The 24,215-nt window shown below is 61.6% G+C and carries 20 protein-coding genes; 15 read left to right on the top strand and 5 right to left on the bottom strand.

The annotated features are described in order from the left end of the window. The 3 genes from F8O07_RS02095 to F8O07_RS02085 all read right to left on the bottom strand — a co-directional run bounded on the left by F8O07_RS02095 (position 1) and on the right by F8O07_RS02085 (position 3,934). Entirely contained in the window at positions 1–927 is a 927-nt protein-coding gene (locus F8O07_RS02095) for an ABC transporter permease (RefSeq protein ID WP_225733134.1), read from the bottom strand. Next, the gene (locus F8O07_RS02090; protein ID WP_158030514.1) at positions 924–1,967 is read right to left on the bottom strand and encodes an ABC transporter permease; all 1,044 of its coding nucleotides are present in this window, start codon (positions 1,965–1,967) and stop codon (positions 924–926) included. The genes F8O07_RS02095 and F8O07_RS02090 overlap by 4 nt, the downstream gene beginning before the upstream one ends. Before the next feature lie 119 nt (positions 1,968–2,086). Beyond that, positions 2,087–3,934 (bottom strand): ABC transporter substrate-binding protein, encoded by a 1,848-nt coding sequence (locus tag F8O07_RS02085; protein ID WP_158030513.1) that lies wholly within the window; start codon positions 3,932–3,934, stop codon positions 2,087–2,089. Between the two features lie 326 nt (positions 3,935–4,260). Here F8O07_RS02085 and F8O07_RS02080 point away from each other — a divergent pair, with 326 nt between their 5' ends. After that, the gene (locus tag F8O07_RS02080) at positions 4,261–5,367 is read left to right on the top strand and encodes a C39 family peptidase (protein ID WP_192496592.1); all 1,107 of its coding nucleotides are present in this window, start codon (positions 4,261–4,263) and stop codon (positions 5,365–5,367) included. A gap of 9 nt (positions 5,368–5,376) precedes the next feature. Here the strand turns inward: F8O07_RS02080 and F8O07_RS02075 are convergent, their stop codons facing one another. Then, positions 5,377–6,609: a M20/M25/M40 family metallo-hydrolase gene (locus F8O07_RS02075; protein WP_225733133.1), complete on the bottom strand. Its 1,233-nt coding sequence runs from the start codon at positions 6,607–6,609 to the stop codon at positions 5,377–5,379. Between the two features lie 171 nt (positions 6,610–6,780). On the opposite strand from F8O07_RS02075, the gene F8O07_RS02070 reads away from it, so the two are divergent. The 7 genes from F8O07_RS02070 to F8O07_RS02040 all read left to right on the top strand — a co-directional run bounded on the left by F8O07_RS02070 (position 6,781) and on the right by F8O07_RS02040 (position 14,269). Then, complete coding sequence (locus tag F8O07_RS02070) at positions 6,781–7,635, top strand: GNAT family N-acetyltransferase (protein WP_192496591.1); 855 nt, start codon at positions 6,781–6,783, stop codon at positions 7,633–7,635. Then, positions 7,632–8,426 carry a MurR/RpiR family transcriptional regulator gene (locus F8O07_RS02065; protein WP_225733132.1) on the top strand — a complete coding sequence of 265 codons (795 nt, stop codon included), beginning with the start codon at positions 7,632–7,634 and terminating at the stop codon, positions 8,424–8,426. The genes F8O07_RS02070 and F8O07_RS02065 overlap by 4 nt, the downstream gene beginning before the upstream one ends. Beyond that, complete coding sequence (gene menC, locus F8O07_RS02060) at positions 8,423–9,595, top strand: o-succinylbenzoate synthase (RefSeq protein ID WP_158030510.1); 1,173 nt, start codon at positions 8,423–8,425, stop codon at positions 9,593–9,595. Before F8O07_RS02065 ends, menC begins: the two co-directional genes overlap by 4 nt. A 100-nt stretch (positions 9,596–9,695) precedes the next feature. Next, positions 9,696–10,574: an aminodeoxychorismate lyase gene (locus tag F8O07_RS02055; protein WP_192496590.1), complete on the top strand. Its 879-nt coding sequence runs from the start codon at positions 9,696–9,698 to the stop codon at positions 10,572–10,574. Positions 10,575–10,720: 146 nt separating this feature from the next. After that, on the top strand, positions 10,721–11,809 hold the full coding sequence (locus F8O07_RS02050; RefSeq protein ID WP_225733131.1) for a dipeptidase: 1,089 nt from the start codon (positions 10,721–10,723) through the stop codon (positions 11,807–11,809). 124 nt (positions 11,810–11,933) lie between these two features. Beyond that, positions 11,934–12,680 (top strand): type 1 glutamine amidotransferase, encoded by a 747-nt coding sequence (locus F8O07_RS02045; protein WP_158030508.1) that lies wholly within the window; start codon positions 11,934–11,936, stop codon positions 12,678–12,680. Beyond that, positions 12,677–14,269, top strand: coding sequence for a serine hydrolase domain-containing protein (locus tag F8O07_RS02040; protein ID WP_158030507.1), 1,593 nt, complete (start codon positions 12,677–12,679; stop codon positions 14,267–14,269). Before F8O07_RS02045 ends, F8O07_RS02040 begins: the two co-directional genes overlap by 4 nt. A gap of 18 nt (positions 14,270–14,287) precedes the next feature. Here the strand turns inward: F8O07_RS02040 and F8O07_RS02035 are convergent, their stop codons facing one another. Beyond that, a complete protein-coding gene (locus F8O07_RS02035) occupies positions 14,288–15,664 on the bottom strand; it encodes an aminopeptidase C (protein ID WP_225733130.1) in 1,377 nt (458 codons plus the stop codon). A gap of 249 nt (positions 15,665–15,913) precedes the next feature. On the opposite strand from F8O07_RS02035, the gene F8O07_RS02030 reads away from it, so the two are divergent. The 7 genes from F8O07_RS02030 to F8O07_RS02000 all read left to right on the top strand — a co-directional run bounded on the left by F8O07_RS02030 (position 15,914) and on the right by F8O07_RS02000 (position 24,208). After that, positions 15,914–16,825, top strand: a complete 912-nt coding sequence (locus F8O07_RS02030; RefSeq protein ID WP_158030506.1) for an NAD(P)-dependent oxidoreductase — start codon at positions 15,914–15,916, stop codon at positions 16,823–16,825. A gap of 352 nt (positions 16,826–17,177) precedes the next feature. After that, positions 17,178–18,116 (top strand): ABC transporter permease, encoded by a 939-nt coding sequence (locus F8O07_RS02025; RefSeq protein ID WP_225733129.1) that lies wholly within the window; start codon positions 17,178–17,180, stop codon positions 18,114–18,116. A 42-nt stretch (positions 18,117–18,158) separates the two neighbouring features. Continuing rightward, on the top strand, positions 18,159–19,037 hold the full coding sequence (locus tag F8O07_RS02020; protein ID WP_158030504.1) for an ABC transporter permease: 879 nt from the start codon (positions 18,159–18,161) through the stop codon (positions 19,035–19,037). 2 nt (positions 19,038–19,039) lie between these two features. Further along, complete coding sequence (locus tag F8O07_RS02015; RefSeq protein ID WP_192496589.1) at positions 19,040–20,056, top strand: ABC transporter ATP-binding protein; 1,017 nt, start codon at positions 19,040–19,042, stop codon at positions 20,054–20,056. Next, positions 20,053–20,901 carry an ATP-binding cassette domain-containing protein gene (locus F8O07_RS02010; protein ID WP_158030502.1) on the top strand — a complete coding sequence of 283 codons (849 nt, stop codon included), beginning with the start codon at positions 20,053–20,055 and terminating at the stop codon, positions 20,899–20,901. Before F8O07_RS02015 ends, F8O07_RS02010 begins: the two co-directional genes overlap by 4 nt. Positions 20,902–20,937: 36 nt before the next feature. After that, positions 20,938–22,491, top strand: a complete 1,554-nt coding sequence (locus F8O07_RS02005; RefSeq protein WP_158030501.1) for an ABC transporter substrate-binding protein — start codon at positions 20,938–20,940, stop codon at positions 22,489–22,491. A gap of 244 nt (positions 22,492–22,735) precedes the next feature. Next, a complete protein-coding gene (locus tag F8O07_RS02000; RefSeq protein ID WP_192496588.1) occupies positions 22,736–24,208 on the top strand; it encodes a serine hydrolase domain-containing protein in 1,473 nt (490 codons plus the stop codon). Positions 24,209–24,215: the final 7 nt, after the last annotated feature.

Raw genomic sequence — 24,215 nt, 5'->3', positions numbered from 1 at the left:
TCAGCGGCTCCTCAGTGTGGGGTTGACGATCGACTCGACTGCTCGGCCGACCAGGGTGAAGGCGAGCACGACCAGAAGAATCGCGATGCCGGGAACGAGCACGTACCACCAGTACCCGCTCGTCGCAGCCGAGACGTCCATGGAGTTCTTCAGGATGGTGCCCCAAGACTGCTGGTTCGGGTCGCCGAGGCCCAAGAACGCCAGCGTCGATTCCGAGATCACGGCAGACCCGACGGTCAGCGTCGTGTTGGCCATCACCAGCGGCATGACCGCGGGCAGCACGTGCTTGAAGATGACGTGCCAGTGCCCGGCGCCGAGCACGCGCGAGCGCTCGATGTAGGCGCGCGACTCGACCGACAGCGTCTGCGCCCGGACGACTCGGGCGGTCGAAGCCCATGAGGTGATGCCGATGGCGATCACGATCGTCAGCACGCCGCGCGACAGCACAGTCGAGAGCACGATCGCAAGAATGAGCGAGGGCAGCACCAAGAAGAAGTCGACGATGCGCATCAGCAGCCCGCCGGTGAACCCGGTGAAGTGACCGGCCGCCATACCGATCACGGTGCCGATGATCATCGACATCGCCGTGGCGGCGAACGCGACGATCAACGAGACTCGGGCGCCCCACAGCATCCGCACCCAGATCTCACGGCCCTGATGGTCGGTGCCGAGAGGATGCGCCAGTGACGGCGGTGCGAAGCGTGGCTGATCCATGAGCTGCGTGACGTCGAGCATGCGCGCAGGAGCGATCACGGGAGCGAGAATGGCCAGCAGCACGATGACGACCAAGAAGATCAGACCGACCATGCCTGAACGGCTGTGGCTGAACAGTCGGAACGAGTCGCCGATGGCCTGAGTGCGGCGGCGCCAGGCCAGCCGTCTGGGCGATGTGGTGGATGCCATGGTGGTTTCGGTCGTGGTGGTCATGCCCGCCTCACTCTCGGGTCAAGCTGCCGGTAGATGAGGTCGGCGATCAGGTTCATCAGGATGATGATCGCTGAGAAGACGACGAAGGTGCCCTGCAGCAGCGGCAGGTCAGGACCGCTGATCGCCTCATAGGTGAGTTTGCCGAGACCTGGCCATGAGAACACCGTCTCGACGGTGACGGCGCCGGCGATCAGACCGCCGAGGTGCATGAAGACCAGTGTCACCGTCGGCAGCAGCGCGTTCGGCACTGCGTGACGACGACGAACGAGATCTTCGCGCAGGCCTTTGGCACGTGCGGTCGTGAGGTAGTCGGCCGACATCTCTTCGAGCAGCGATGCGCGCATCACCATGACGTACTGGGCGTAGATGACCGCGACCATGGTGATCACGGGAAGAATCATGTGGCTGATCACGTCGAGCACCAGTCCGAAGCCGCTCGAGGGTGCGTTGGGCGAGACCATGCCACCGGTCGGGAACCAGTGCAGCGTGCCCCCGAAGACCATCAGCAGAATCAGGCCGAGCCAGAAGGTCGGCACCGACCAGAACACCAGCGACGTGCCGGTCGTGATCTTGTCGAACAGACCGCCGGCCTGCCAGGCCGCCTTCTGCCCGAGCCAGAGGCCGAGTGCGATCGCGATGACCGCAGAGGTCGCCGTGAGCAGCAGCGTCGGGCCGAGGTACTGCACGATCAGCGATGACACCGACTGGTGGTACACATAGCTCTCGCCGAAGTTGCCCGAGAACACGTTGACCAGGTAGTCCCAGAACTGTGCGAGCAGCGGCTTGTCCAGGCCGTACTCCTGCCGCAGCTGGGCGATCTGCTCGGCGCTCATCTGCTTCTCACGCGCCATGGCACGCACCGGGTCGCCGGGCAGGATCTTGAACGCGAAGAATCCGAGCACGATGACCATGGCGAGGCTGATGAGCGCCCCGCCGACCTTGTTCAGCAGATACCGCAGACCTGAGCCGCCGCCAGCGACGCTCTCTTCGTCTGCCTCGTTCTGCAGCACCGCCCCGACGGGCGCCACGACATCAGGCATGTCGACTCCTTGAAATCTCGACTGTTGCAGTTGTGTCTGCCGACCGTCGCGAGACGGCCGGCAGACGAAGCGGGGTGCGCCCGACCTCTGCGAGCGCACCCCTATGAAGCATTCTCGACCTATTCGACGTCGTCAGCGCGCTTCTTGCGACGAGCGAAGAAGATGACGCCGCCGATGACGATCACGACGAGCACTCCTGCGCCCACCCACAGACCGACTGCGGTGCCTGACCCGCTGCCAGCCTCTGACGCCGGCTCGACGTTGATGTAGCTCCAGTAGCCTGCCTGACCGGCGATCATGCCGTTCGAGGCGGGCTGCGTGCCGAATCCGGTGAACCGATCCGAGCGGTACGCCTCAAGCGCCTTGCCGTACCACAGCGCGACCTGAGCGGTGTCATCGTAGTTCAGACGCAGCATGTCGCGAACGATCTCGGTGCGCTTGTCATGATCCTGCTCTGAGCGCTGCTGTGCGTACAGCTTGTCGAACTCAGGGTTGCAGTAGCCGTCCTGCGTGGTGCCGTTGTTTCCTTCGGCGTCGGGCAGGTTCTCACACGTGTTGATGCCGAGCTGGTAGTCGGGGTCGGGGTTCACGCTCCAGCCGCTGAAGTACATGTCGTAGTCGCCCTTGGCTGCGCGATCGCTGATCGTGTCGGAGTCAGACGACTGCACGTCGACGGCGATGCCGATCGACTGCATCCACGGCTTGAAGTACTCGGCGATCGACTGCTCGGTCGGTTCGTCGGCGTCGACGAGCAGTCGCAGCGACAGCTTCTGCCCGTTCTTCTCGCGGATGCCGTCGGCGCCGGCCTTCCAGCCGTCGTTTTCGAGCAGCTGCTTGGCGGCGTCCGGGTCGAAGCTCTTGATCACTGAGTCGTCATCCGGCAGGTGCCACTGGTCGAAGGCCGAGGGGATGAAGCTGGTCGCCACAGTGCCCTGACCGTCGAGCACCTGCTTGAGCAGCGCCTCGGAGTCGGTGCCCTGTCGAATGGCCTGTCGCACGGCTTTGTCCTGCAGCGCCGGTGATCCGGTGCCGTAGGCCTCGCCCTCGGGCGTCTTGAGCCCGGAGTTGATGCTGATCGAGGTGTACCTGCGGCCCTCGCCCGAATGGGTGGTGACGCCGTCGGCGCCGTTGAGCGCGTTGAACTGCGTCGGGCTCAGCCCGGTCACGAAGTCGATGTCGCCTGAGCGCAGCGCCTGCACCTGTGCGTCTGAGTTCGTGTAGTAGACGTACTGGATGCCGTCGATCTTGGGGCGACCCTGCCAGAAGTTGTCATTGGCCTTGAGCGTGATCGACTGGTTGGCCGAATAGCTCGAGAGCAGGAACGGCCCTGACCCCACGACATCGGTGTCGTTGGCGTAGTCGCCCTTGTCGGCGATGCCCTCCCAGACATGCTTCGGCACCACCGGAATCTCGAGGCCGGGGTTCGGCGCCTGGGGGGTCTTGAGGTTGATGACCAGAGTCTGGTCGTCGGGGGCCTCGACGCTCTCGAAGTTCGAGACCAGGTTGCCGTTGGCCGTGCCGAGCTTTGAGTCGTTCATCATCTGCTCGTAGGTGAACTTCGGGTCTGCCGAGGTGATCGGCTGGCCGTCAGACCATTTCAGGTCGGACTGCATCTTGTAGACCCAGCGCTTGCCGTCCTCTTCGACCGTCCAGGAGTCGGCCAGGCCCTTGGTCGGAGATCCGTCCTGCTGATCGTTCTGCACCAGGTTCTCGTAGACATTGCGCAGAATCTGCGTCGGCGTCAGGTAGATCGAGGTGAACGGGTTGAAGCTGTCGACGTGGCCCGACGTGGCGATGCGCAGCACCTGTTCGCTGCCCTCGCCCTCTGCCTGCGTCGTCACAGACGACTGCGCCGGCTCGGCGAATGCCGCAGCGCCGATGCCGAAGGCAGAGCCCATCACCAGTGCCGCGGTCGTGAACGTGGCGGCCAGCGGTCGCACCCGTCGAGAGATTTTTCCAGATCGCATAGTAGCTGTTCCTTTGTTCAGAGATCGATGATCATGACGGGATCATCAGCTCGCTAACATGATGCAAGCCGATGGCCCGACACACGTCAAACCGAAACAGGGCTTTCGTTGATCTTTTTACGTATCGGAAACAATGTTGTGACTTAGCAGAATCGCTCGTTGAATTCATGCGCCCTTGCATGAATCATGGATCTTTTCCAGCGCCATCGCTTCCCGCTGCACCAGTTTACTCGTCTGGCCGGGCATATGCCGAACGGTGGCGCAACGTATATATGATGCGTATCATGCCAGAACTCCCTCACGCCCCTCATAGTCTTCTGCACCGGATGACCGGCCCTCTCGCCATCGAGGGCCAGTGGATCTCTCCGTGGGTGACATTCGACTTCGGCGCCACCGAGATCGTGCCCTCCTGGAACCTCTCGGCTCCGCCCGAGGCGACGGTCGTCGTCTCACTGGAGGCTCGTCTCGACGACGGCACCACCACCGGCTGGCTGCCGACAGCCCACTGGAACGACCTGCCTGCCGACATCACCACGCCGTCGGCGACGACGCGTTCCAGCGAATCCTCCGACACCTCCGCACAGACGACTTCGCAGATCGTGTCTCTGCAGGTCGACACGCTCACGGCCGCGGCTCCCAGGCGCCTGAACGCCGCACGGCTGAAGATTGAGATCGAGGCGAAGCCAGCCGGCGAGGCGGCCGTCCAGGTCGTGCTGCATCTTGCCGCGCTCTCCGGTTTCGCGCCCGGCAAGTGCCAGCATCACGAACAGGGCCACCATCACGAGCAGGGCGCAAACGAGCAGGGCGCGAACGCCTCTCGGAAGCCCCCGACAGCACCGCTCGCCGTGCCGGTGCGATCACAGATGCTGCACGCCGACACTCACCGAGCAGTCGGCGGCGGCGGCGAATCGTGGTGCTCGCCGACCTCGATGGTGATGCTGCAGGAGTTCTGGCGCGGTCGTCCCCTCGACGCCGAGACGAAAGAGCACCCGGTGCCGTGGGCGGCGCTGCGCACCTACGATGCCGCATACTCGCGCGCCGGAAACTGGTCGTTCAACGTCGCCCATGTCGGCCGCCGCGAAGCCGACGGTCAGGGCCTCGAGGCTCTCGTGACTCGGCTGCACAGTCTGGCCGAGGCACAGACGCTGACCGACGGCGGCATTCCCCTAGCGGCCTCAGTGTCGTTCACCAGCGACGAGCTGCCAGAGGCCGGCTACGAGACCGACGGGCATCTGCTCGTCATCGCGGGTTTCACAGCGAGCGGCGACGTGGTCGTGAACGACCCGGCCGCACCGGACGACGCCGGCGTGAGACGCGCATACCCTCGCGGAGTCTTCGACCTGGCATGGCGGCGCAGCAACCGAACCGTCTATCTCGTGCACCCGACGGACGTGCCGCTTCCGCCCGCGCCCACCCACGAGCCGACCTGGTAACAGGGCGGCTCACTCTGACAGCAGCACCGCCAGCATTTCGATGCGCTGGTACAGCGTCGGCAGCACGATGTGTTCGCTCACCGCATGCGCTCCGCCGCCCAGCGGGCCGAATCCGTCCACGGTCGGCACACCAAGCGACCCGACCAGATTCGTGTCACCGGCGCCGGCGGCCGGTCGGCCTGAGATCTCGACCCCCATCGCCGCACCGGCCCGCGCGACCCGATCGCAGAGCGCCGCGTCGGCATCCCCCGCCAGCCAGGCCGGGCGGTGGCTGAGCACCTCGACGTCGACCACTGCTCCCTCGCGAACCGGAGTCAGATGCTGCAGGGCGTCGAGCACGGTGCGCTCCGACTCGCCGTCGATGAAGCGCAGCCCCAGCTCGGCTTCGGCCTGTGCCGCCACCACGTTGGCACGGGTACCGCCGCTGACAGTGCCCGAGTTGCACAGCACCTCGGTATGCTCGCTCGCTGCCGCCACGATGCCACGCACCAGCACGAGCTGGTCGACCAGCTCGTCGATCGCGCTGATGCCCTTCTTCGGGTCGAGCGCGGCGTGGGCGGCACGCCCGGTGACCGCGATGCGCACTCGAGTGCTGCCACGACGACCCACTTTCAGCGCTCCGTCAGGGTGCGGCGACTCGAACCCGATCGCTCCGGCGACGCCCTGCAGCGCACGCCGCATCAGCTGCTGTGAGGTCGGCGACCCGACCTCTTCGTCGGCCACGATGATGATGCGCACGGGGCGATGCTCACGATCACGCAGCACCTCGAGCGCCGTGAGCATGCAGATCACGCCGCTCTTCATGTCGTAGACACCCGGCCCCCGAACGACGTCGCCGTCGACGGCCCAGGGCACGTCGCCCTGCAGCGTGCCGAAGGGCCAGACCGTGTCGGAATGACCGATCAGCAGCAGCGGCCGCAGATCGGCCTCGCTCGGAGCACCCGAAACGGCGGATGCTGCGGCGACGGGGGCGACGGGGGCGGATTCAGCGGCCTGCGCGTCGAACCGGCCGGTGCCCGGCACCTCGATCAGCAGGTGCACGCCGGCTTCGGTCTCGATGCGCTCGACCGTGCCGCCGACCGCCTCGAACCATGCGCCGAGCAGATCGGTGATCTGCCGCGACGCTTCGCGGGCGAACGAGGGAGTCTCAAGCATGACCAGCTCGCGCAGCCGTTCGAACACCCGCTCTCGGCCATTCTGCACTCGCTCGTGGATCTCACTGCTCGTCGTCACCGCGTTCATCGTCGCTTCCTCTGGTCTCTCGTTCTGCTGTCTGCCGAGGCAGTCCGTCATCTCGCCTTTATTACCGACGATGTGACACATAAACCGAGGATACCTTTCCTGAAGAAATGCGGGAGTCACCGAATATCTTGCTAACAAACCTGAAACATAGGATACGTATACTCGTCTTCTGTGAACACTTGCACGACTTCTCAGCCCGGCTCGAAACGAGCGGCCGGGGCCGCGGCCCCGCAAGACTTGGCGCTCTGGAGCGGCACGCTCTCAGAGCACGCCGAGTTCATCGAGGCCAGCGCGCTCTACAACCGCGTCTTCCGATACGGAGACAAAGGGCTGGCCCTCAACAGCAACCTGCTCAGCGCCTTGGTGCACAACGGTGGCTCGGCTGTGGGCGTGCGCGCGCCCTCGGGCGACCTGATCGGCTTCGCCTACGGTTTCCCGGGAACCGACGGAACCCACTCATTTCATTACTCTCAGGCGGCAGTCGTCGACCCGGCATTCCAAGGGCACGGCATCGGCCGCATGCTCAAAGAGCAGCAGAAGCAGGTGGCGCTGGGCTGGGGCTCTCACCGCATGCACTGGACGTTCGACCCGATGCTCTCACGCAACGGGCACTTCAACTTCAACTCGCTGGGCGGCGTTGGCGTGAAGTTCGTCGAAGACTACTACGGTCGCGAGCGCACCGACCGCGTGCTCGTCGAGTGGATTCTCGACGACCGCCCCGATCCCTATGCCCAATACCGCAGCCTCGCTCCGCAGAGCGCACTGGGCGAGAGCGACTGGGGACACGTGATCGCCGATGGCGATCGGCGCTGGGTGCCGATCGATGCGGGCATCAGCTCTGGCGACGACGAGACCGAGGCGATCAGCTGGGGCCGGGCCAACCTGCGGTCGAGCCTGCACGACCTGTACAACCAGGGCTTCGTCATCGTGAGCTGCCGGCGTCTGACCGCTGAGACGTCGGTCTACCTCGCGGTGGAACGAGCCGATGATGCTCCGACGCCTGCACCGAAGGAGGCCGCCAAGTGACGCCAGACACCCCGCAGGAACGGGCCGAGCGCCTGCACGACCGCACCCTCTCGTCACCGCACGACCGGTTCGGCGAGCGTCTCAAGACGAACGCCACCGCAGAGGTGCTGCAGACCCGTCTGATGCAGGCAGAGGTCGCCTCGCTCAACACCACGTTCGAGCATCTGACCGAATCGGGCGCGCTGCCGGCAGCCGCTGCCGCCCTGCTCGGCGCACGTCGTCGCTATATCGTGGGCGCAGGCAAGTCGGCGACCTATGCCGCGCTGCTCGCCGCCGATCTCTCTGCAGCGCTCTCGAACGTGTTCAGCGTCGACGGCCAGTCGTTGACCGAGCTCACCGTGCTCACCGACGTGCGAGCCACCGACGTGCTCGTGGTCTTCTCGCTGCGTCGCTACCGCGCCGAGAGCGTGCGCTTCGGTCGCCTGTTCGCCGAGGCCGGCGGCACACTGGTGGTCGTCACCGACTCGGCGGATGCCCCGCTTGCGTCGCTGGCGTCATGCCTCGTGATCGTGCAGACCGGTTCGGCCTCCTATGCCGACTCCCCCACATCCGTGGCGGCCGTCTGCCACGTGCTCAGCGCGCTCACCGCCGCGAGCGCCAAGGGCGCCCGACGACGGCTGACCCTGCGCGATCGCATCAGCGCCACGCTGGGGCTGTATCATGCAGAGCCGATCGCCACCGACGCGTCCGCCGCCGGCAGCGGCCCCGCAGAAAAGGGCACGGGCGCGCGGCGCAGCGCAACCCGGAAGCACCGCACGCACGACCACCAGAGAGGGAACTCCGACCGATGAAGATCACCCGCATCCAGCTGCACGAGGTGCGTCTGCCACTCGTGCACAGCTTTCAGACCAGCTCGCATCGCAAGTCGAGCCTCGATCACATTCTGGTCGAGCTGACGGACGACGCAGGTCGCACCGGCTGGGGCGAGATCGCCTCGCCCGCCGACCCCTTCTACTGCCCAGAGACGACCGACACCGCCTGGCTGATCTCAGAGCGCTATCTCGTGCCCCGTGCGCTGGACGCCGACTGGGCGACGCCTGCCAAGCTCGAGACCGCCTGGGCGAAGATCCGCGGGCACGAGTTCACCAAGGCAGGATTCGTCGGCGCGGCCTGGGATCTGTGGGCGAAGGCCGAGGGCGTCTCACTGGCGTCGGCGCTGGGCGGCACCCGGCACGAGGTGCGCGCGGGCGTGTCTCTCGGCATCGAGCCGACCATCGACGCGCTGCTCGAGCAGGTCGAGAAGCAGCTGGTCGCCGGTTACCACCGCATCAAGCTGAAGATCGCACCGGGGTGGGATCTCGAGCCGGTTCATGCCGTGCGTGCCGCGCACCCCGACATCGACCTGCATGTCGACGCCAACGGCGCATACACCAGCGACGACCAGACGATCGACTACCTGTTGGGCCTTGACGCTGCGCATCTGACGATGATCGAACAGCCTTTCGCTCCACGCGACTTCGTGGGACACGCCCGACTGCAGCAGCGCCTGCAGACCCCGGTGTGCCTCGACGAGTCGGTGGTCTCTCTCGACGACCTGCAGACCATGATCGCGCTCGACGCCGGCCGCGTGCTCAATATCAAGGTGTCCCGCATGGGCGGGCTCACCGTCGCGAAGGCGGCACACGACCTTGCGACCGAGCATGGCATCCCCGTCTGGTGCGGCGGCATGCACGAGTTCGGCGTGGGGCGCGCTGCCAACGTGGCCATCTCGTCGCTGCCGGGCTTCACGCTGCCCTCAGACGTCTCAGGCTCGGACAAGTACTACGCTCGCGACGTCATCGTGCCGCCGGTCGTCGCCCACGACGGCACCGTGGCCGTGCCGTCGGCCCCGGGCATCGGGCACGAGGTCGATGCCGATTGGGTCGCCGAGAACCGGCTGCGCCACCTCGACACCGATCTGGCTGAGTCTGCTCCGCACGGATCCGCTGAGATGCACACGGTTCCGCTCACATCGGCCTGATCTCAGCGGAACCGTGTGCATCTCGACGGAACCGCGTACAGCTCCCCCATTCACCCTGTCTCCCCACCAGCACCTCAGCACCCGCACGAAAGAAGTCACAATGTCAGCACCAGTCCTGTTCTTCGTCGACGAACTCGCCGAAGGCGTCAGCGCTGAACAGCGGTTCCACCAGGCCGATCCTGATGCGCCGCACATCAACGTCATGGATCTGAGCGTCACCCGCGGTGACGGCATCTTCGAGACGGCTGGCGTCCAGCACGGCATTCTGATGGCCATCGACGCGCATCTCGCCCGCTTCGCGCACTCGGCCGCCATGCTCGATCTGCCGAAGCCGCGGCTCGACGTCTGGCAGGCGGCCATCGAGGCCGCCGTCGCCGCACACGAGCCGGCTGATCTACTCTCGGCGAAGTTCATCATGACCCGTGGAATCGAGGGCACTGGGGTGCCGGTCGGCTGGGTGTACGTCTTCGAGGGCGATGAGCACGACGGCGAGCGTGAGCATGGCATCTCGGCCGTCACTCTCGACCGCGGCTACCGTCACGACGTGGCGAAGACGTCGCCCTGGCTGCTGCAGGGCGCGAAGACTCTGTCGTACGCGGTGAACAAGGCCGTGCTTCGCGAGGCCGCCCGTCGCGGCGCCGACGACGTCATCTTCATCAGCAGCGACGGCTTCGTGCTCGAGGGGCCGACCTCGAGCGTGATCCTGCTCATCGACGGGCGCTTCGTCACCCCGTCGACCGACCAGGGCATCCTCGCGGGCACCACGCAGGCTGATGCGTTCGCCGTGCTCGAGTCGCTGGGCCATGAGACCGAGTACCGCGAGGTCGCCGCCGACGAGCTGGGTCGTGTCGACGGCCTGTGGATGCTGTCGAGCACCCGGTGCGCGGCTCCCGTTCGCGAGCTCGACGGGCATGCTGTGCCGATCGCTCGTGAGATCACCGATCAGCTGAACGACGCGCTGCTGGTGCGCACGAAGTAGCACGCGCAAGCGCAGCAGCACAACAGCACACATTTGCCAGCACTGCACACGCGCGCCAGCACTGCAGGAGAGCAACGCACGCGCCAGCGCAGCAGCACGGCAGCACAGCAGCACACGCGCAAGCACCGCAGCACATGAGGAGCACCATGTCGTCACAAAGCCTCACTGATTCCGCGTCAGCGGCATTCCCCGCAGCAGCCGAGCTGCCGCTCGTCTTCGACGGGCACAACGACCTTGCCTGGGCCTGCCGCGAGCATCACAACTACCGTGTCGACGGAGTCGGAACGGGACTGCCAGATCTGCACACCGACCTGCCACGGCTGAGAGCCGGTCGCGTCGGAGGCCAGTTCTGGTCGGTCTGGGTCGACGACGAGGCACTGCACGGCGCCGAGCAGGTGACCGCGACGCTGGAGCAGATCGACTTCGTGCATCGGCTGGCGGCGCAGTATCCCGACGATCTGCAGCTGGCCCGCACTGCGGCAGAGGCCCGGGAGGCCATGCAGCGCGGCCGCATCGCATCGCTGATCGGCATCGAGGGCGGCGACCAGATCGACGAGTCGCTTGGGGTACTGCGCTCGTACGCCCGGCTCGGCGCCCGCTATATGACGCTCACCTGGGCTCAGACGATTCCGTGGGCAGACTCGTCGACTGACGAACCGCGCAGTCATGGGCTGAGCGAGTTCGGCCGGGACGTGGTCGCCGAGATGAACCGCATCGGCATGCTGGTCGACCTCGCCCACGTCTCGGATGCGACCATGAGCGACGCGCTCAACGCATCCACCCTGCCCGTGCTGGTGAGCCATTCAGGAGCGCGCGCCCTGTGCGACCACCCGCGCAACGTTCCTGACGAGCTGATTCGGCGCATCGGTGCCAGCGGCGGCGTGCACATGGTGGCCTTCGTGCCATCGTTCGTCAGCCAGGCGCGACGCGACTGGGTCATCGGCAGCGAGCAGGGAGAGCCGCCGATGGTGACTGTCGCCGACGTCGCCGACCACATCGAGCACGTGCGCGACCTCGCAGGCATCGACGCCGTCGGAATCGGCGCTGACTACGACGGCACCGGCAGCATGCCCAGCGGACTCGACGACGTCAGCGGCTACCCCCGGCTGCTCGCCGAGCTCGCCGACCGTGGCTGGTCGCACGCAGATCTCGACAAGGTCGCCCACGAGAACGTGCTGCGCGTTCTGGAGGCCTCAGACGCGAACCACCTCGCCTTTCTCGCAGGCGAGGGCTGAGGGCACGCCCGCGCAGCGTCCCACGACCAGCATTCATCGACAAGACCGGCTGCACCGAGAGACCGGCTCCAAAGGCAGACCGGCTGCACTTACAGACCCGCTGCACCAACAGAAGAGAGCGACCATGACCACCACCGACCGTCTGACAGCCCGCACCGCACCTCGTGTGCTCGTCGTCGTCAACTCCACGTCGAGCGGCCTGCGCCGTCTGGAGCGGTGGCTCGAAGAGGCCGGGCTCGACCTCGACCAACGGATCGGCAGCGAGGGCCTGCCCACCGGCCTCGACGGGTACGACGGGCTCGTGATGCTCGGCGGGGGGCTCATGCCCGACGACGACGAGCGTGCGCCCTGGCTCGCTCAGGAGCGCCGGCTCGCCGCCGAGGCCATCGACCGTGATCTGCCCACCCTCGGCATCTGCCTCGGCGGTCAGGTGCTTGCCCAGGTGTGCGGCGGCACAGTCAAGGCCAAGACGGGTGTGTCAGAGCGAGGGATGACCCGCATCAGCACCACATCGGAGGGAACGGCAGACCCGGTGATCGGCGTCTTGGCCCCCTCTGCGCCCATGATCGAGAACCACGAAGATCGCATCACCGCGCTCGGCGATCAGGCCGTGCTGCTGGCCAGCAGCGCCGACTGCGAGTTCCAGGCCTTCCGACTCGGTCGGCATGTGCGCGGGCTGCAGTTTCACCCTGAGGTGAATGCTGAGCGGCTGCGCACTTGGGACGACGCAGCGCTGGCAGAGCAGAACTTCGACCTGGCTCGCATGATCGCTGAGGCCGACGCCCATGACGGCGAGAACACCGCGATCAGCCGCGCGCTGGCCGACGCCTTCGCCGGCGAAGTGCGCGAGCATGCCGAGGTCTCTCGATGAGTCTGCACGTCGATCATCTGCGACCTGATCGCGACGCGCTGGCGGCTGCCGGTGCGGCGGCGCTCGAGCAGCGTCTCGATGCGGCAACACTGCGCCTGGCACCCTCGTTCAGCGCCGCGGTCTTCGACGCGGACGGCGTGGTCGCCTGGGTCGGCCGAGGTCACCAGCGACGAGATGCGGCCACACCGACACGTGGCACGATCTATCGCATCGCCTCGATGTCGAAGAGCTTTCTGGGTGCGGCGGCGTTGGTGCTGCGAGACGAGGGCCGACTCGACATGCACGCACCGGTCACAGACTATGTGCCCGAGTTCGCAGCGGCGACCTACCAGGGTCGACCGGTGCATGTGACGCTCGACATGCTGATGTCGAACCGCGGCGGCCTGGCCGAAGACAATCCCTGGGGCGACAACCACCTCGGCGCCTCTCGGGCCGAGATGAGTCGAGTGCTCAGCGACGGGCTTCGGCTCGCCCTGCCCCCGGACGAGACCTATCAGTACTCCAACCTGGGCATCTCGCTGATCGGGCGCGCCATCGAGCAGGTGACCGGGCAGCCTGTCGAACGGTTCGTCTCAGAGCGGCTGCTGCGCCCTCTGGGCCTGCACCACACCGCCTATTCACTCGATGACATCGCGACCGAGTCTGCTCGGCCTGACGCCGCGACCGGCTGGCGCACCTTCGATTCCGGCGCGTCGTGGGCGAACGAGCCCTATGTCGGCTGCGGCGCGCTCGGCTGCATCGGGGCGCTCTTCAGCACCGTCGACGACATCGCCTCATGGGGAGGTTTTCTGCGCTCTGCCTTCACGGACCATCCACTGAGCGAAGACGTGCTCTCGGCTGCGTCACGTCGCGAGCTGCAGCGGGTGCACACCATCATCGCCGGCACTGACGAACGGCTGTCGAGCCGGCCGCTCACCGGTGCGGGATACGGCTACGGCCTAGTCGTCGAACACCATCGACGTCTCGGCCGCATCGTGCAGCACTCGGGAGGTCTGCCCGGGTTCACCTCGCATATGCGCTGGCACGTCGACAGCGGTGTGGGCGTGGTCGTCTTCGGCAACAGCGACGCCACCAGTGCCGCAGCCATCGCGATCGACGTGCACGACCGGCTGCTCGACGAGGTCGTGCTCACATCGACTGGCGAGCCGAGCCGAGCCGAGCCCGCCGGTGTGCTCGGGGCTCAGCTGCGCCCATGGCCCGAAACGCTGCGCGCCGCCCGGCTGCTCGATGCGCACGTGCGCACCGGCGAGCAGTCGATCGCCTCGCTCAGCGATCTCTTCGCACGAAACGTCCTCACCGACGAACCCGCCGATGTGAGAGACGCCGCTCTGAATGCGGCCAGGGCGCGCGTCGGAGGCGTGCCTGCCGCAGCATCCGCCCTCGAAACCCGCCTGATCGACGCCCCCACTGAGGCTGTGCTGCGCTGGCGTGTGCCGGGTGCAGCCGGTGAGCTGGTCTGCACGCTGCGGATGGTCGGGCTGAGTCGCCCGCTCGTCCAGGCTTTCAGCGTAGTCGCAGGGGACGCCGCTGCCGACGATCGGCCGAGTGCCATGCGCAGCCTGCCGGTGACTGCCGAACCTGGTCGGTGAGGCAGCCACCCGGCAAGGTCAGGCGAGCGCGCCCATCGGATCCCACGCGTCGAGCACGATCGGCTCGGCGCTGATCGCGGCCTGCAGCTCGGCAGACAGACGGTCCTTGCGAACGACGACCTCGAAGACGTACTCGTCGAACCAGGAATCGTGCATGGTGCAGAAGCCCTTGTCGAACTTCTCGATGCCCCAGCTGTTCTCGACTCGCCAGCGACGGGGTGCGCCGGGCTGCTCTGCATCGTCACCGGCCAGGTCGACGCCGGTGAAGAGCATGGCGTGCGTCATCTCGCTGTCGCCGTAGCGAATGCGGTCTTCTTTCGTCGTGCTCAGATCAACGCCGTATACGCCGGAGTAGTCGAACAGGTCGGCAGCCCAGACGCCGTCTTCCCGGTAGAACTGCGGGTCGACGTCGCAGCCGAACCAGACCGGCTCGCCGTCGGCGATCGTGGCTGCCGTGACGCTCTTGATCGTGTCGATATCCGCGTTGAGATAGAGCACCGGGTCTCCGCCGACGACGTTGCCCAAGTGGGCGACGGTGAGCGTCGAGCCTTTGGGATGCTCAGGGCGCGGGTCGTCGACGAGGCAGATGTAGTCGCGCAGGTCGATGTCGGTGTACTCCGCGAGGAACTGCTGGGGAGTGAACACGCCCGCACGATGGAACTCGTTCTTGTCGTCGTTCCACTGCCATTCGAACTCGGTCGGCGGCACACCGAGGTGAATGGTCAGAATGGTGTGCGTATCGGCCAGCAGGCGGTCTTTGAACCCACGGGCTTCGTCGAGGCTGGCACCGGAGCGCACGAGTTCGCGCAGCTCTTTGGCGCCCTTGCGCAGCAGGGTGCTGAGCGATGAGTTCATGCGGCTCGTATTGCCCGACGACTCGGTCTCTGGCATGACCTCTTTGGGCACCACGCCGTGCTTCAGAAAGACGCTGACCTCCATGTTCCACTGCCCGCCGTCGCTGAGCAGGTTCTTCAGCAGAAACGACATGAGGCGGTCATCCGGCTCACGGTCGGCCAGGGCGATGACGTCTTCGAGAAAGTAATTGGCTCGCTCGATCTTGTCCCAGTACATGGCATGGTTCTGGCTGAACTCGAAGTTCTTGACCCCCAGCTTCTTTCGCGTGTCGCTGCGCAGCAGGTTGAGCGCGGCGAAGAGCCAGCATCGCCCGCTGTTCTTCTGGTTCGCGGCCTCCCAGTCGTCGAGGCGATTCGACATGCTGCGAGGCGTGTCGATCAGACGCTGACGGTTCAGCGCGATGTCGTCGATCTTCGACTTGGTGACGGCGTTCTCCGCGCGCACACGTGCGGGGTCGGCGAGAAACTGCTGTCGGAGCTGACCGAGCAGATCAGGGCTCAGGGCGGCAGAGGCGGTGCTGCGGGAGGATGAGGAAGGCACAGACAATCTCCACTTCGTATTGACGGTTCAACGAATAGCTCATGATGCTCAGCCATCAAGGCGGCGATGAGACATCAAAACCGTATCTTCAGACACAAACGATTACAGAGTACATCGTTTTACTGAGTTCTCAGCCCTCACTGCCTGCCATTGTCGCAACATACGTCACGTATCCGTAATCTGATGATCACATGCAGCAACACTGCTCCGATATTCTCGAGCCTGATCTAACATCGACGAAAGTCATCTATGAAAATGCGAATCGCCGTACCAAGCAGTTTCCTTGCAGACCATCTTGCCGATAGTGACACTGCGCCAGTCATCTGGAACATAGACGATTCTGGCCCTGTCCCCGATATAGAGATGTTGGTGACCGGAAAGCCAGATCACGATCTCAATCGTGCGCGTGTCTCTGAGATCCCCTCCTTGCGACTCATCCAGTTAATGTCACTGGGTTATGACTGGATTGAGGGGTTCCGCCCCGACGGGGTGCCCGTTGCCACCGCACGAGGAGTTCTCGAGCCATTTGCCGCGGAACATGCTATCGGCCTACTGATTGCCGGATTCCGACGTCTCGACATCGACCAAGAAAATCGCCGAAGGCGTCTCTGGATCCCTCGCACGACGACTTCGATCCGAAACACCACAGTCATCCTTCTCGGATACGGCGGTTTGGGCAAAACTATCGAGCACATGCTGAGCCCGTTCCACCCAGGCCACATAATCAGGGTTGCGCGAACTGCACGCCGCCTTCAGGACGGCACTGCGGTGCACAGCGTACGTGAACTGCCCAGTCTTGCCGCCCGAGCCGATGCTCTCATCTGCACCCTTCCAGGAACACCTTCGACTTCCAAAGTGGTCAATGATGCTGTGTTCAATGCATTACACGACGGTGCAGTGATCGTGAATGTCGGGCGCGGAACAACGCTTGACACACTCGCTCTCCAAACACACCTTGAAAGCCAACGCTTGGTAGCAATGCTTGATGTCGTAGACCCTGAGCCACTGGGGACTGACAGCCCGCTTTGGACGTTGCCGAACGTTGTCGTCACACCTCACGTCGGTGGTGAGGTCACACAAGCCGAGCATGAGCTATTGGGCCTGATACAACAGCAGGTCAGTGCTCTGCACACAGGCGCTGACCTGCAAAACTTGGTGTGACGTTCTGAACCCGGTGCCAGCAGGGGCTACAGAGTTAACACGCAGTCATGTCTCACCATAGTCAATTATCTGGCGAGGGGCTCGAGTACCGCGAGACCCAACGAGCCATTCCCACACTGTCACCTCCATTAGTTTCCTCCTTCCCTGCAGAACATATGAGACGCCTGGGATCTGTTACATTCTCGTCACATAACTGAAACTCATCCGCGTCGTAACACCAATAGTGTCAGGGTACGAAGTTGCAGAATACTTGCTCTCATCTGGATTCCAGAGATGAGAACATGCACTATATGAAACGCAAGAGAGCAAGCTTTCTGAAGTTCGACATCAGATAACCGCTAAAGGGACCTACGTGATTCGATATACAGCGAAGCGCCTCCTCATGATGATTCCTGTCGTGTTGGCTGTCGCTACCCTCACATTCTTCTTAATGAAGCTTTCCCCCGGAGACCCAGCGAGTGCTGCTTTGGGAGAGAAAGCAAGTGCCGAAGCAGTAGACGCGCTGCGACATGAGTGGGGACTCGACCGTCCTGTGATCTTGCAGTACGTATCGTTTCTCGGCCAGTTGGTAACAGGAAACCTAGGAACTTCATATCTCTATCAGGTGCCTGTCGTAGACCTCATGCAAAATCGTCTGCCCGCCACCCTCTTGTTAATGATGATGTCAACCATCTTCGCAGTTGTCATCTCCCTGCCCTTGTCACTCTGGATGGCTACTTCACAAAATCCACTTCCAAGTCTGCTCATTAAAGTATTCAATGCCATCGTCCAAGGCATGCCAACCTTCCTCATCGGCATTCTGCTTCTGATCTCACTTGCGCTGAATGCCGGCTTTTTCCCAGTCGGAGGTTACGGTGAAACGTTCGGCGACCACTTGCACTTTCTTGTGCTGCCTAGCATTGCAGTGGCGCTCACGATCTGCCCTCTATTGATCCGCAGTTTGACCACTTCACTCTCAGAGTCATTACAAAGCGAATATGTCAAGTTTGCAATAGCCAAAGGACTGTCTCCTCGTCGCGTAAATCTCAACTATGCGCTCCGAAACGGCAGTATTTCAGGAATATCCATTCTCGGCATCCAGGTTGGCGGGTTAGTCGGTGGTGCACTCGTTGTCGAGAATGTTTTCGCCATTCCAGGAATGGGCTCACTGCTGATGGATGCCGTTCTAAAGCGCGACTACATTGTCGTTCAATCATCAACAGTGATTTTTGGAGTGATGGTTGTATTCGTGTACTTCTTCACCGACCTCGTTTATGGGTGGCTCGACCCACGAGCCCGGTTTAAAGGCTGAGCATTGTCAACGCCACCAACCAGCGTTTCTGAAGGAGCATCTATGAGTGTCACCACAGTGGCTGCTTTACCTCAGCAGGTGAGCAGATTCAGACTTCCCCTGCCGGCGTTCCTGCGCCGTCACAATATCTCCCTCTGGGTGGGATGTGTGATCGTCGGAGGAATCGTTTTGGCTGGTATCGCCGCCCCTTTGCTGACCCCGCACGATCCGACGGCACAAAGTCTGATGGATGCTTGGGCGCCAGCCGGTAACGGCCATTTGCTAGGCACTGATCAACTCGGCCGCGACATCTGGGCTCGACTCCTCTATGGTGCACGCACTAACTTGGCGATCGCCGCAATCGCTGTCGTCGTTCCTTTCTTACTGGGAACGCTTCTCGGTGCGATTGCTGGCTACTTCGGCGGTTGGATCGATGCGGCTATCATGCGCATCGCTGATGTTGTCGTCGCGTTCCCATTTTATGTTCTGATCATTGCCTTGGTATTTGTGCTGGGCAACGGCCCTACCAGTATCTTCGTGGCTATCAGCCTTGTCTCATGGGTTGCCTACTGCCGAATCGTTCGAGCCGAGACAGTCATCCTCAAAGATCGAGACTTCATCGCCGCTTGTAAAGCATCTGGACTAAGCCACAAACGAATTCTGATACGCCATGTACTTCCCAATACTGCCACACAGGCCATTGTGTATGGCATGAGCGATATCGTGATGAACATCGGTGTGATCGTCACCCTCAGTTACTTCGGACTGGGAATTGTACCGCCGACACCTGACTGGGGTCAGATGATGAATGATGGACAGCAATTTATCATCGCAGGTCAGTACTCACTGATTCTCTACCCGAGTATCGCTGTCGTGCTCACCAGTTTCGGACTCGCTCTGCTCGGCGACGGCTTGGCTCGCACACTGAAAGTGAGAAGATGAGAATGACAGATTCACCGCTTCTTCACGTAGAAGATCTCTGCGTCGATGTAGTGATCGGAGATACCCCTTACCGCGCAATTGACCATTTGTCATTCAGCGTCCGCTCTGGAGAGGCAATGGGCCTGGTCGGTGAGTCTGGATCTGGCAAAAGCCTGACGCTGAGAGCACTACTGGGTCTTCTGCCTGACAACGCCCATGTCACAAAAGGAAGCGTGACTCTCGATGGCGTCGATCTCTTACACGGAGACCGCGGAGGGTACCTCGATAGCATTCGCGGCACAGGGATCTCGATGGTGTTTCAAGAGCCCGCGGTTGCCCTAAACCCGATTGCAACCGTCGGCGAGCAAATCAGCGATGTCCTGCAAGAGCGTGAAAGTCTCAGCAAGTCTGCCAGTCGCCAGAAAGCTATCGAATTGCTCGATAAAGTCGGTATCGTACAGCCCGAGAAACGGGTCGACTCATACCCATTCGAACTCTCTGGCGGTATGAGACAACGCGTAATGATCGCGGCTGCCGTCGCTTGCCACCCCAAAGTTCTGTTATGCGACGAGCCGACCACAGCTCTCGACGTCACTATACAAGCGCAGATCATCGACCTTTTCAACACACTGCGTGCAGAAGACAACATTGCGCTCCTCTACGTGACACACGATCTCGCCGTGGTATCGCAGATTTGTGATTCGATCACCGTACTCTACGGAGGACAAGCCATGGAACATGGCGGTCTAAGACAAGTCTTCAATCAACCTACTCACCCATATACAGCGGCGCTGCTCGAGTCCACTCCACGCCTCGACGGGCCCCGAGGCAGATTGAAGACGATTCCTGGATCGGCTCCTATGCTTACAGACCGCGGAAACGGCTGCCCCTTCGCCGGACGCTGCCAGTTCGCCACTGACATCTGCATGACAGATGCGTTCTATGCCCTACACCCCACTCCGCACCCAACTCAGCAGTCTGCGTGTGTTCGAGTCAATGACCAAGGATCAGTCCTTGAGGAAGAACCGGTCCTGCGATGACACAGCTAGCCAAACAGTGCGCTCGACCGTTGCTGTCGCTGCACGACGTAAGCGTGCGTTTCAGCGTCGGCAGAGGACGTGACAAGGAGGAGGTCACCGCTCTCGATGCCGTCAGCTTCGAGGTGCAACAGGGATCAATTGCAGGGCTCGTGGGGGAATCAGGTTCCGGAAAATCCACCCTGTCACGAGTGGTCGTCGGTTTGCAGACCGAGTACGAAGGTACTCTTGAATTCGATGGCATTCAGCTTTCGCCACGCCGCAAGCGCTCTCAGACACGAGACATCCAAATGGTCTTTCAAGACCCTTACGCCTCGCTAGACCCGAGAATGACCATCGACTCGATGTTATTTGAGCTCTTCTCATTTCATCGAATCGTGCCCCGCAAGGAACAGCGCAGTCAAGCCGAAAGGCTGATGGACCTCGTGCAGTTGCCTAAAAAGCTGCTGGGATCCTATCCATCGTCAATGTCCGGAGGCCAACGACAACGTGTAGCTATCGCTCGTGCTCTGGCGTTGAACCCGCGACTACTAATCGCAGATGAGGCAGTCGCCGCGCTTGATGTCTCCGTGCAGTCAGGCATCATCAACCTGCTGGCTGATCTACGCCGGGAACTCGGGTTGTCAATTCTATTCATTGCCCACGACCTTGCTGTCGTACGTTCGATTTGTGACGAGATTTCTGTGATCTATCACGGTCAGATCGTCGAGAAAGGCCCCACACAGAGAATCTTCGACTCACCTACGAACAGCTACACGCAACAGCTCATTGCGTCCATTCCCAAGTTTGACAGCGATTACGTCATACGGAGAGCAACACCTACCGAGCGCATCGATCTTCCCCTCTAGCAACGTATACACAGCACACGACTAGGAGACCAGAAAATGAAGAAGCGACGTCTAATGATCATCCTCTCCTGCTTAACGGCGGGAGCTATCGTCCTGACAGGTTGTTCTGGAGGCGGAAGCTCCGGATCATCCGATGGGACGCCAGTCAGCGGTGGTGATCTTGTCATGGCGCGAAGCGAAGATCCAGAAGGCCTGCTTCCTGCGCAATCGAACAATAATCCAGATATCTGGACCGAGCAGCAGATCTTCGACACTCTGACGAGAAACAAAGTCGACGGTTCGGGAGTGGAGCCTGGACTAGCCAGCGAATGGTCCGTTTCTGACGATCAACTCACTTGGAAGTTCAAGATACGACCAAACGTCAAATTCTCAAATGGCACAGACCTCACTATTGAAGATGTGGTCTGGTCTCTGAACTACGCTCGTGAAGCTCGAGAAGACAAACTCTGGACCGACCTCTTCACTGCAATCACAGATGTAAAAGCCGCTGGCGATGACACGGTCGAGCTGACCCTGTCACAGCCATGGGCACCTCTGCCAGCTGACCTGGCACTCTTCGCAGCGGCTATCTACCCGGCCAACTTTGGCGGTCAGTCTGAGAAAGACTTCCGTGAGCACCCAATTGGCACCGGCCCATTCAAGCTTGACGAGTGGAAAAAAGGCGAGCATCTCAAACTCGCCAAGAATGAACACTACTGGGAAGATGGGCTCCCGCACTTGGACTCAGTGACGTTCAAGACCGTTTCGGACGACAACACTCGACAGCTGCAGTTGCAGGGGAATCAGGTACAGATCAACGAAGGGCTCGATCCAGCGAGTGTTAAGTCACTCGAAGGCAATAGCAAGATTCAGCTGGGTAAGTTTCAGTCAACAGAAGTCAACTATATTGCACTTAATAGCGCTCGAGAACCATTCAAAGATAGCCACGTCCGCAGAGCACTGACAATGGCACTGGATCGTGACGCAGTGACTCAGAATGTCTATCATGGCGTTGGTAAAACAGCGACAACTTTCCTCTCGGATGGCCTCTGGGGCCACGACCCGAGCATCGAAGCACTGCCATACGACATAGCAAAGGCAAAAGAAGAGCTGAAGCAGTCCTCCTTCCCAGATGGTTTTAAAGCCACTATCTTGGTACAGAGCGGCATGAATGATCGCCAGCAAGTGGCCCAGATCGCGCAGGAAGCGTGGAAGGAACTCGGTGTCCAACTGGATATTCAGGTCATGGATGGAACAGCGATCATGAACCTGCGCCGTTCTGGTGACTACGACATGATGACGTCGTACGTCACAAGTGACATCACTGACCCGGATCAGATGATTAACTTCCTTGTTACCACAGGGAACACGATTAACACAGGGTATAGCAATACCGAGGTTGATCGTCTCGCCCAAGCTGCTGTAAAGACCGATGACCAGAACGAACGCACCCAGCTCTATAGTGATCTCCAGAAACAGGTCACTGAGGATGCTCCGCTCATTCTCACTGCCTACACACCATCACTCTTCGCCATGTCGAGTGCAGTGCACGGCTTCCAAGTTTCTACAGTGGGAACTTACACGCTGAAAGATACCTGGCTTTCCAAGTAGGCCATGGCGCGGGTCGTGAGGGTCATCTGCTGTTGAGGGCCCTCACGACCCGCGCAGGCTTTCGGCTTGGTCGCCGATCCAGCACTGCCGGCCTCTTCTCCTTCACACCTAAGTCGATCGATCGCCACTTAATGAAAGAACCAGGATGTCTTCACCTATCTTCCCCAAGGCCGTCACAGCGGACATAGCGCGAGAAGCACTTACTAACGCGCTGGCAGATCCACGTTTTCGAGCGGCACCTTCCGTGAGCGCAGCCGTCTTTGACACCTCGGGAATTGTCAGCTGGAGTGGATGGGGACTGGCCAAAATGTCTGGCGCTAAGCCCACACGAAAGACGATCTATCGTATCGCATCGATGTCGAAGAGCTTTCTGGCCGCTGCTGCGCTTCAGCTTCAAGAACGTCATCTTCTCTCACTTCAAGACTCGCTTTCTCACGCACTTCCAGAGTTCAGAGACAAGTTTCATCTTGATACATGCGCAGATGATCACTCACTCGCAGACCAGATCACTCTCGAAATGCTTCTGTCTAACCGGTCGGGACTTCCGGAAGACAACCCGTGGGTTGATGATAATCTTGACATTCCTGTATCCGATTTTCTCGCTTTAGTATCGGATAAAGGCTTAAGACTGACGTTCCCTCCCAACATGCTGTATCAGTACTCTAATATAGGCATGTCTCTTGTCGGACGCGCGCTCGAACGTGTGACTGGTCAACCGATCGAACAGTACATTAAAGAGAATATCTTCATCCCACTGGGCCTCACTAACACGTCGTACACAGTACCGGTTTCGAAGACTTCTCACATCGCACACGGGTACCTGTCGTTCGACTCTCAACTAACTTGGGAAGAGGTTCCGTTCATTGAAGGTGGTGCGTTGGGCTGCATCGGCAGCATCTTCTCCACACCTGACGACATCGCACGATGGTCACAGTTTCTCAGCAGCGCGTTTCATGAACAGGATTCTGTCATGAACAAGAGATGGGCCACTGTACTCTCAGCACAGAGCCGTCGTGAGATGCAACGGATTCATACACCAATCCATTCCTCCGATGACCGCCTACTCAGCCGGGATCTTGACAACACAGGATACGGGATGGGTTTGATCGTTGAACAAGACCATCGTCTCGGACGCATCGTGCAACATTCGGGAGGGCTCCCCGGCTTTTCGTCAAATATGCGATGGCACGCGCGCTCGCAGATTGGAACAGTCGTTTTCGCGAACACCGCTGAGTACCCCGCAGCGGAAACTGCCGCATATATTCTGTCCGAAGTATGTGGCAGCATAGGTGTACCTGCAGAGGCGATTCAGCTATGGCCCGAAACAGAAGCGGCCGTAGCAGCTTTTGACCATGCAATTCGGGCAAGAAAAGGCCTCGGATCAACCCCCGTTCCTGTGGCTAGGAATCTGTTTCGAAACCGTCCACTAGAGGTACGTCAGCAGGAGCTCCAAAAACTCGTAGACGAGCTCGGCGGCATCGACCCATTCCAACCGGAGTTATCCCAACGTTGGATTTCAGCAGACTCCAGTGCGTGTGCACGTTGGGCTATTTGGTGTCGCTCCGGAACACTTGTCGGCGAGGTAAATCTTCTCTCTATCGCACCCCATCCCGTACAAGCTCTCCGAATCTGCAAGGCAAACAGTCATGACGCTCTCCAGAATCGACTACCACATCTCATGGACCATGCTCACGTCATCACGACTCAAGTCGTCTGACTACTTG

This window comes from Pseudoclavibacter sp. CFCC 13796, from assembly GCF_008831185.1.
Lineage (GTDB): Bacteria > Actinomycetota > Actinomycetes > Actinomycetales > Microbacteriaceae > Pseudoclavibacter_A.
This window is presented reverse-complemented; position numbering and strand designations above follow the sequence as displayed.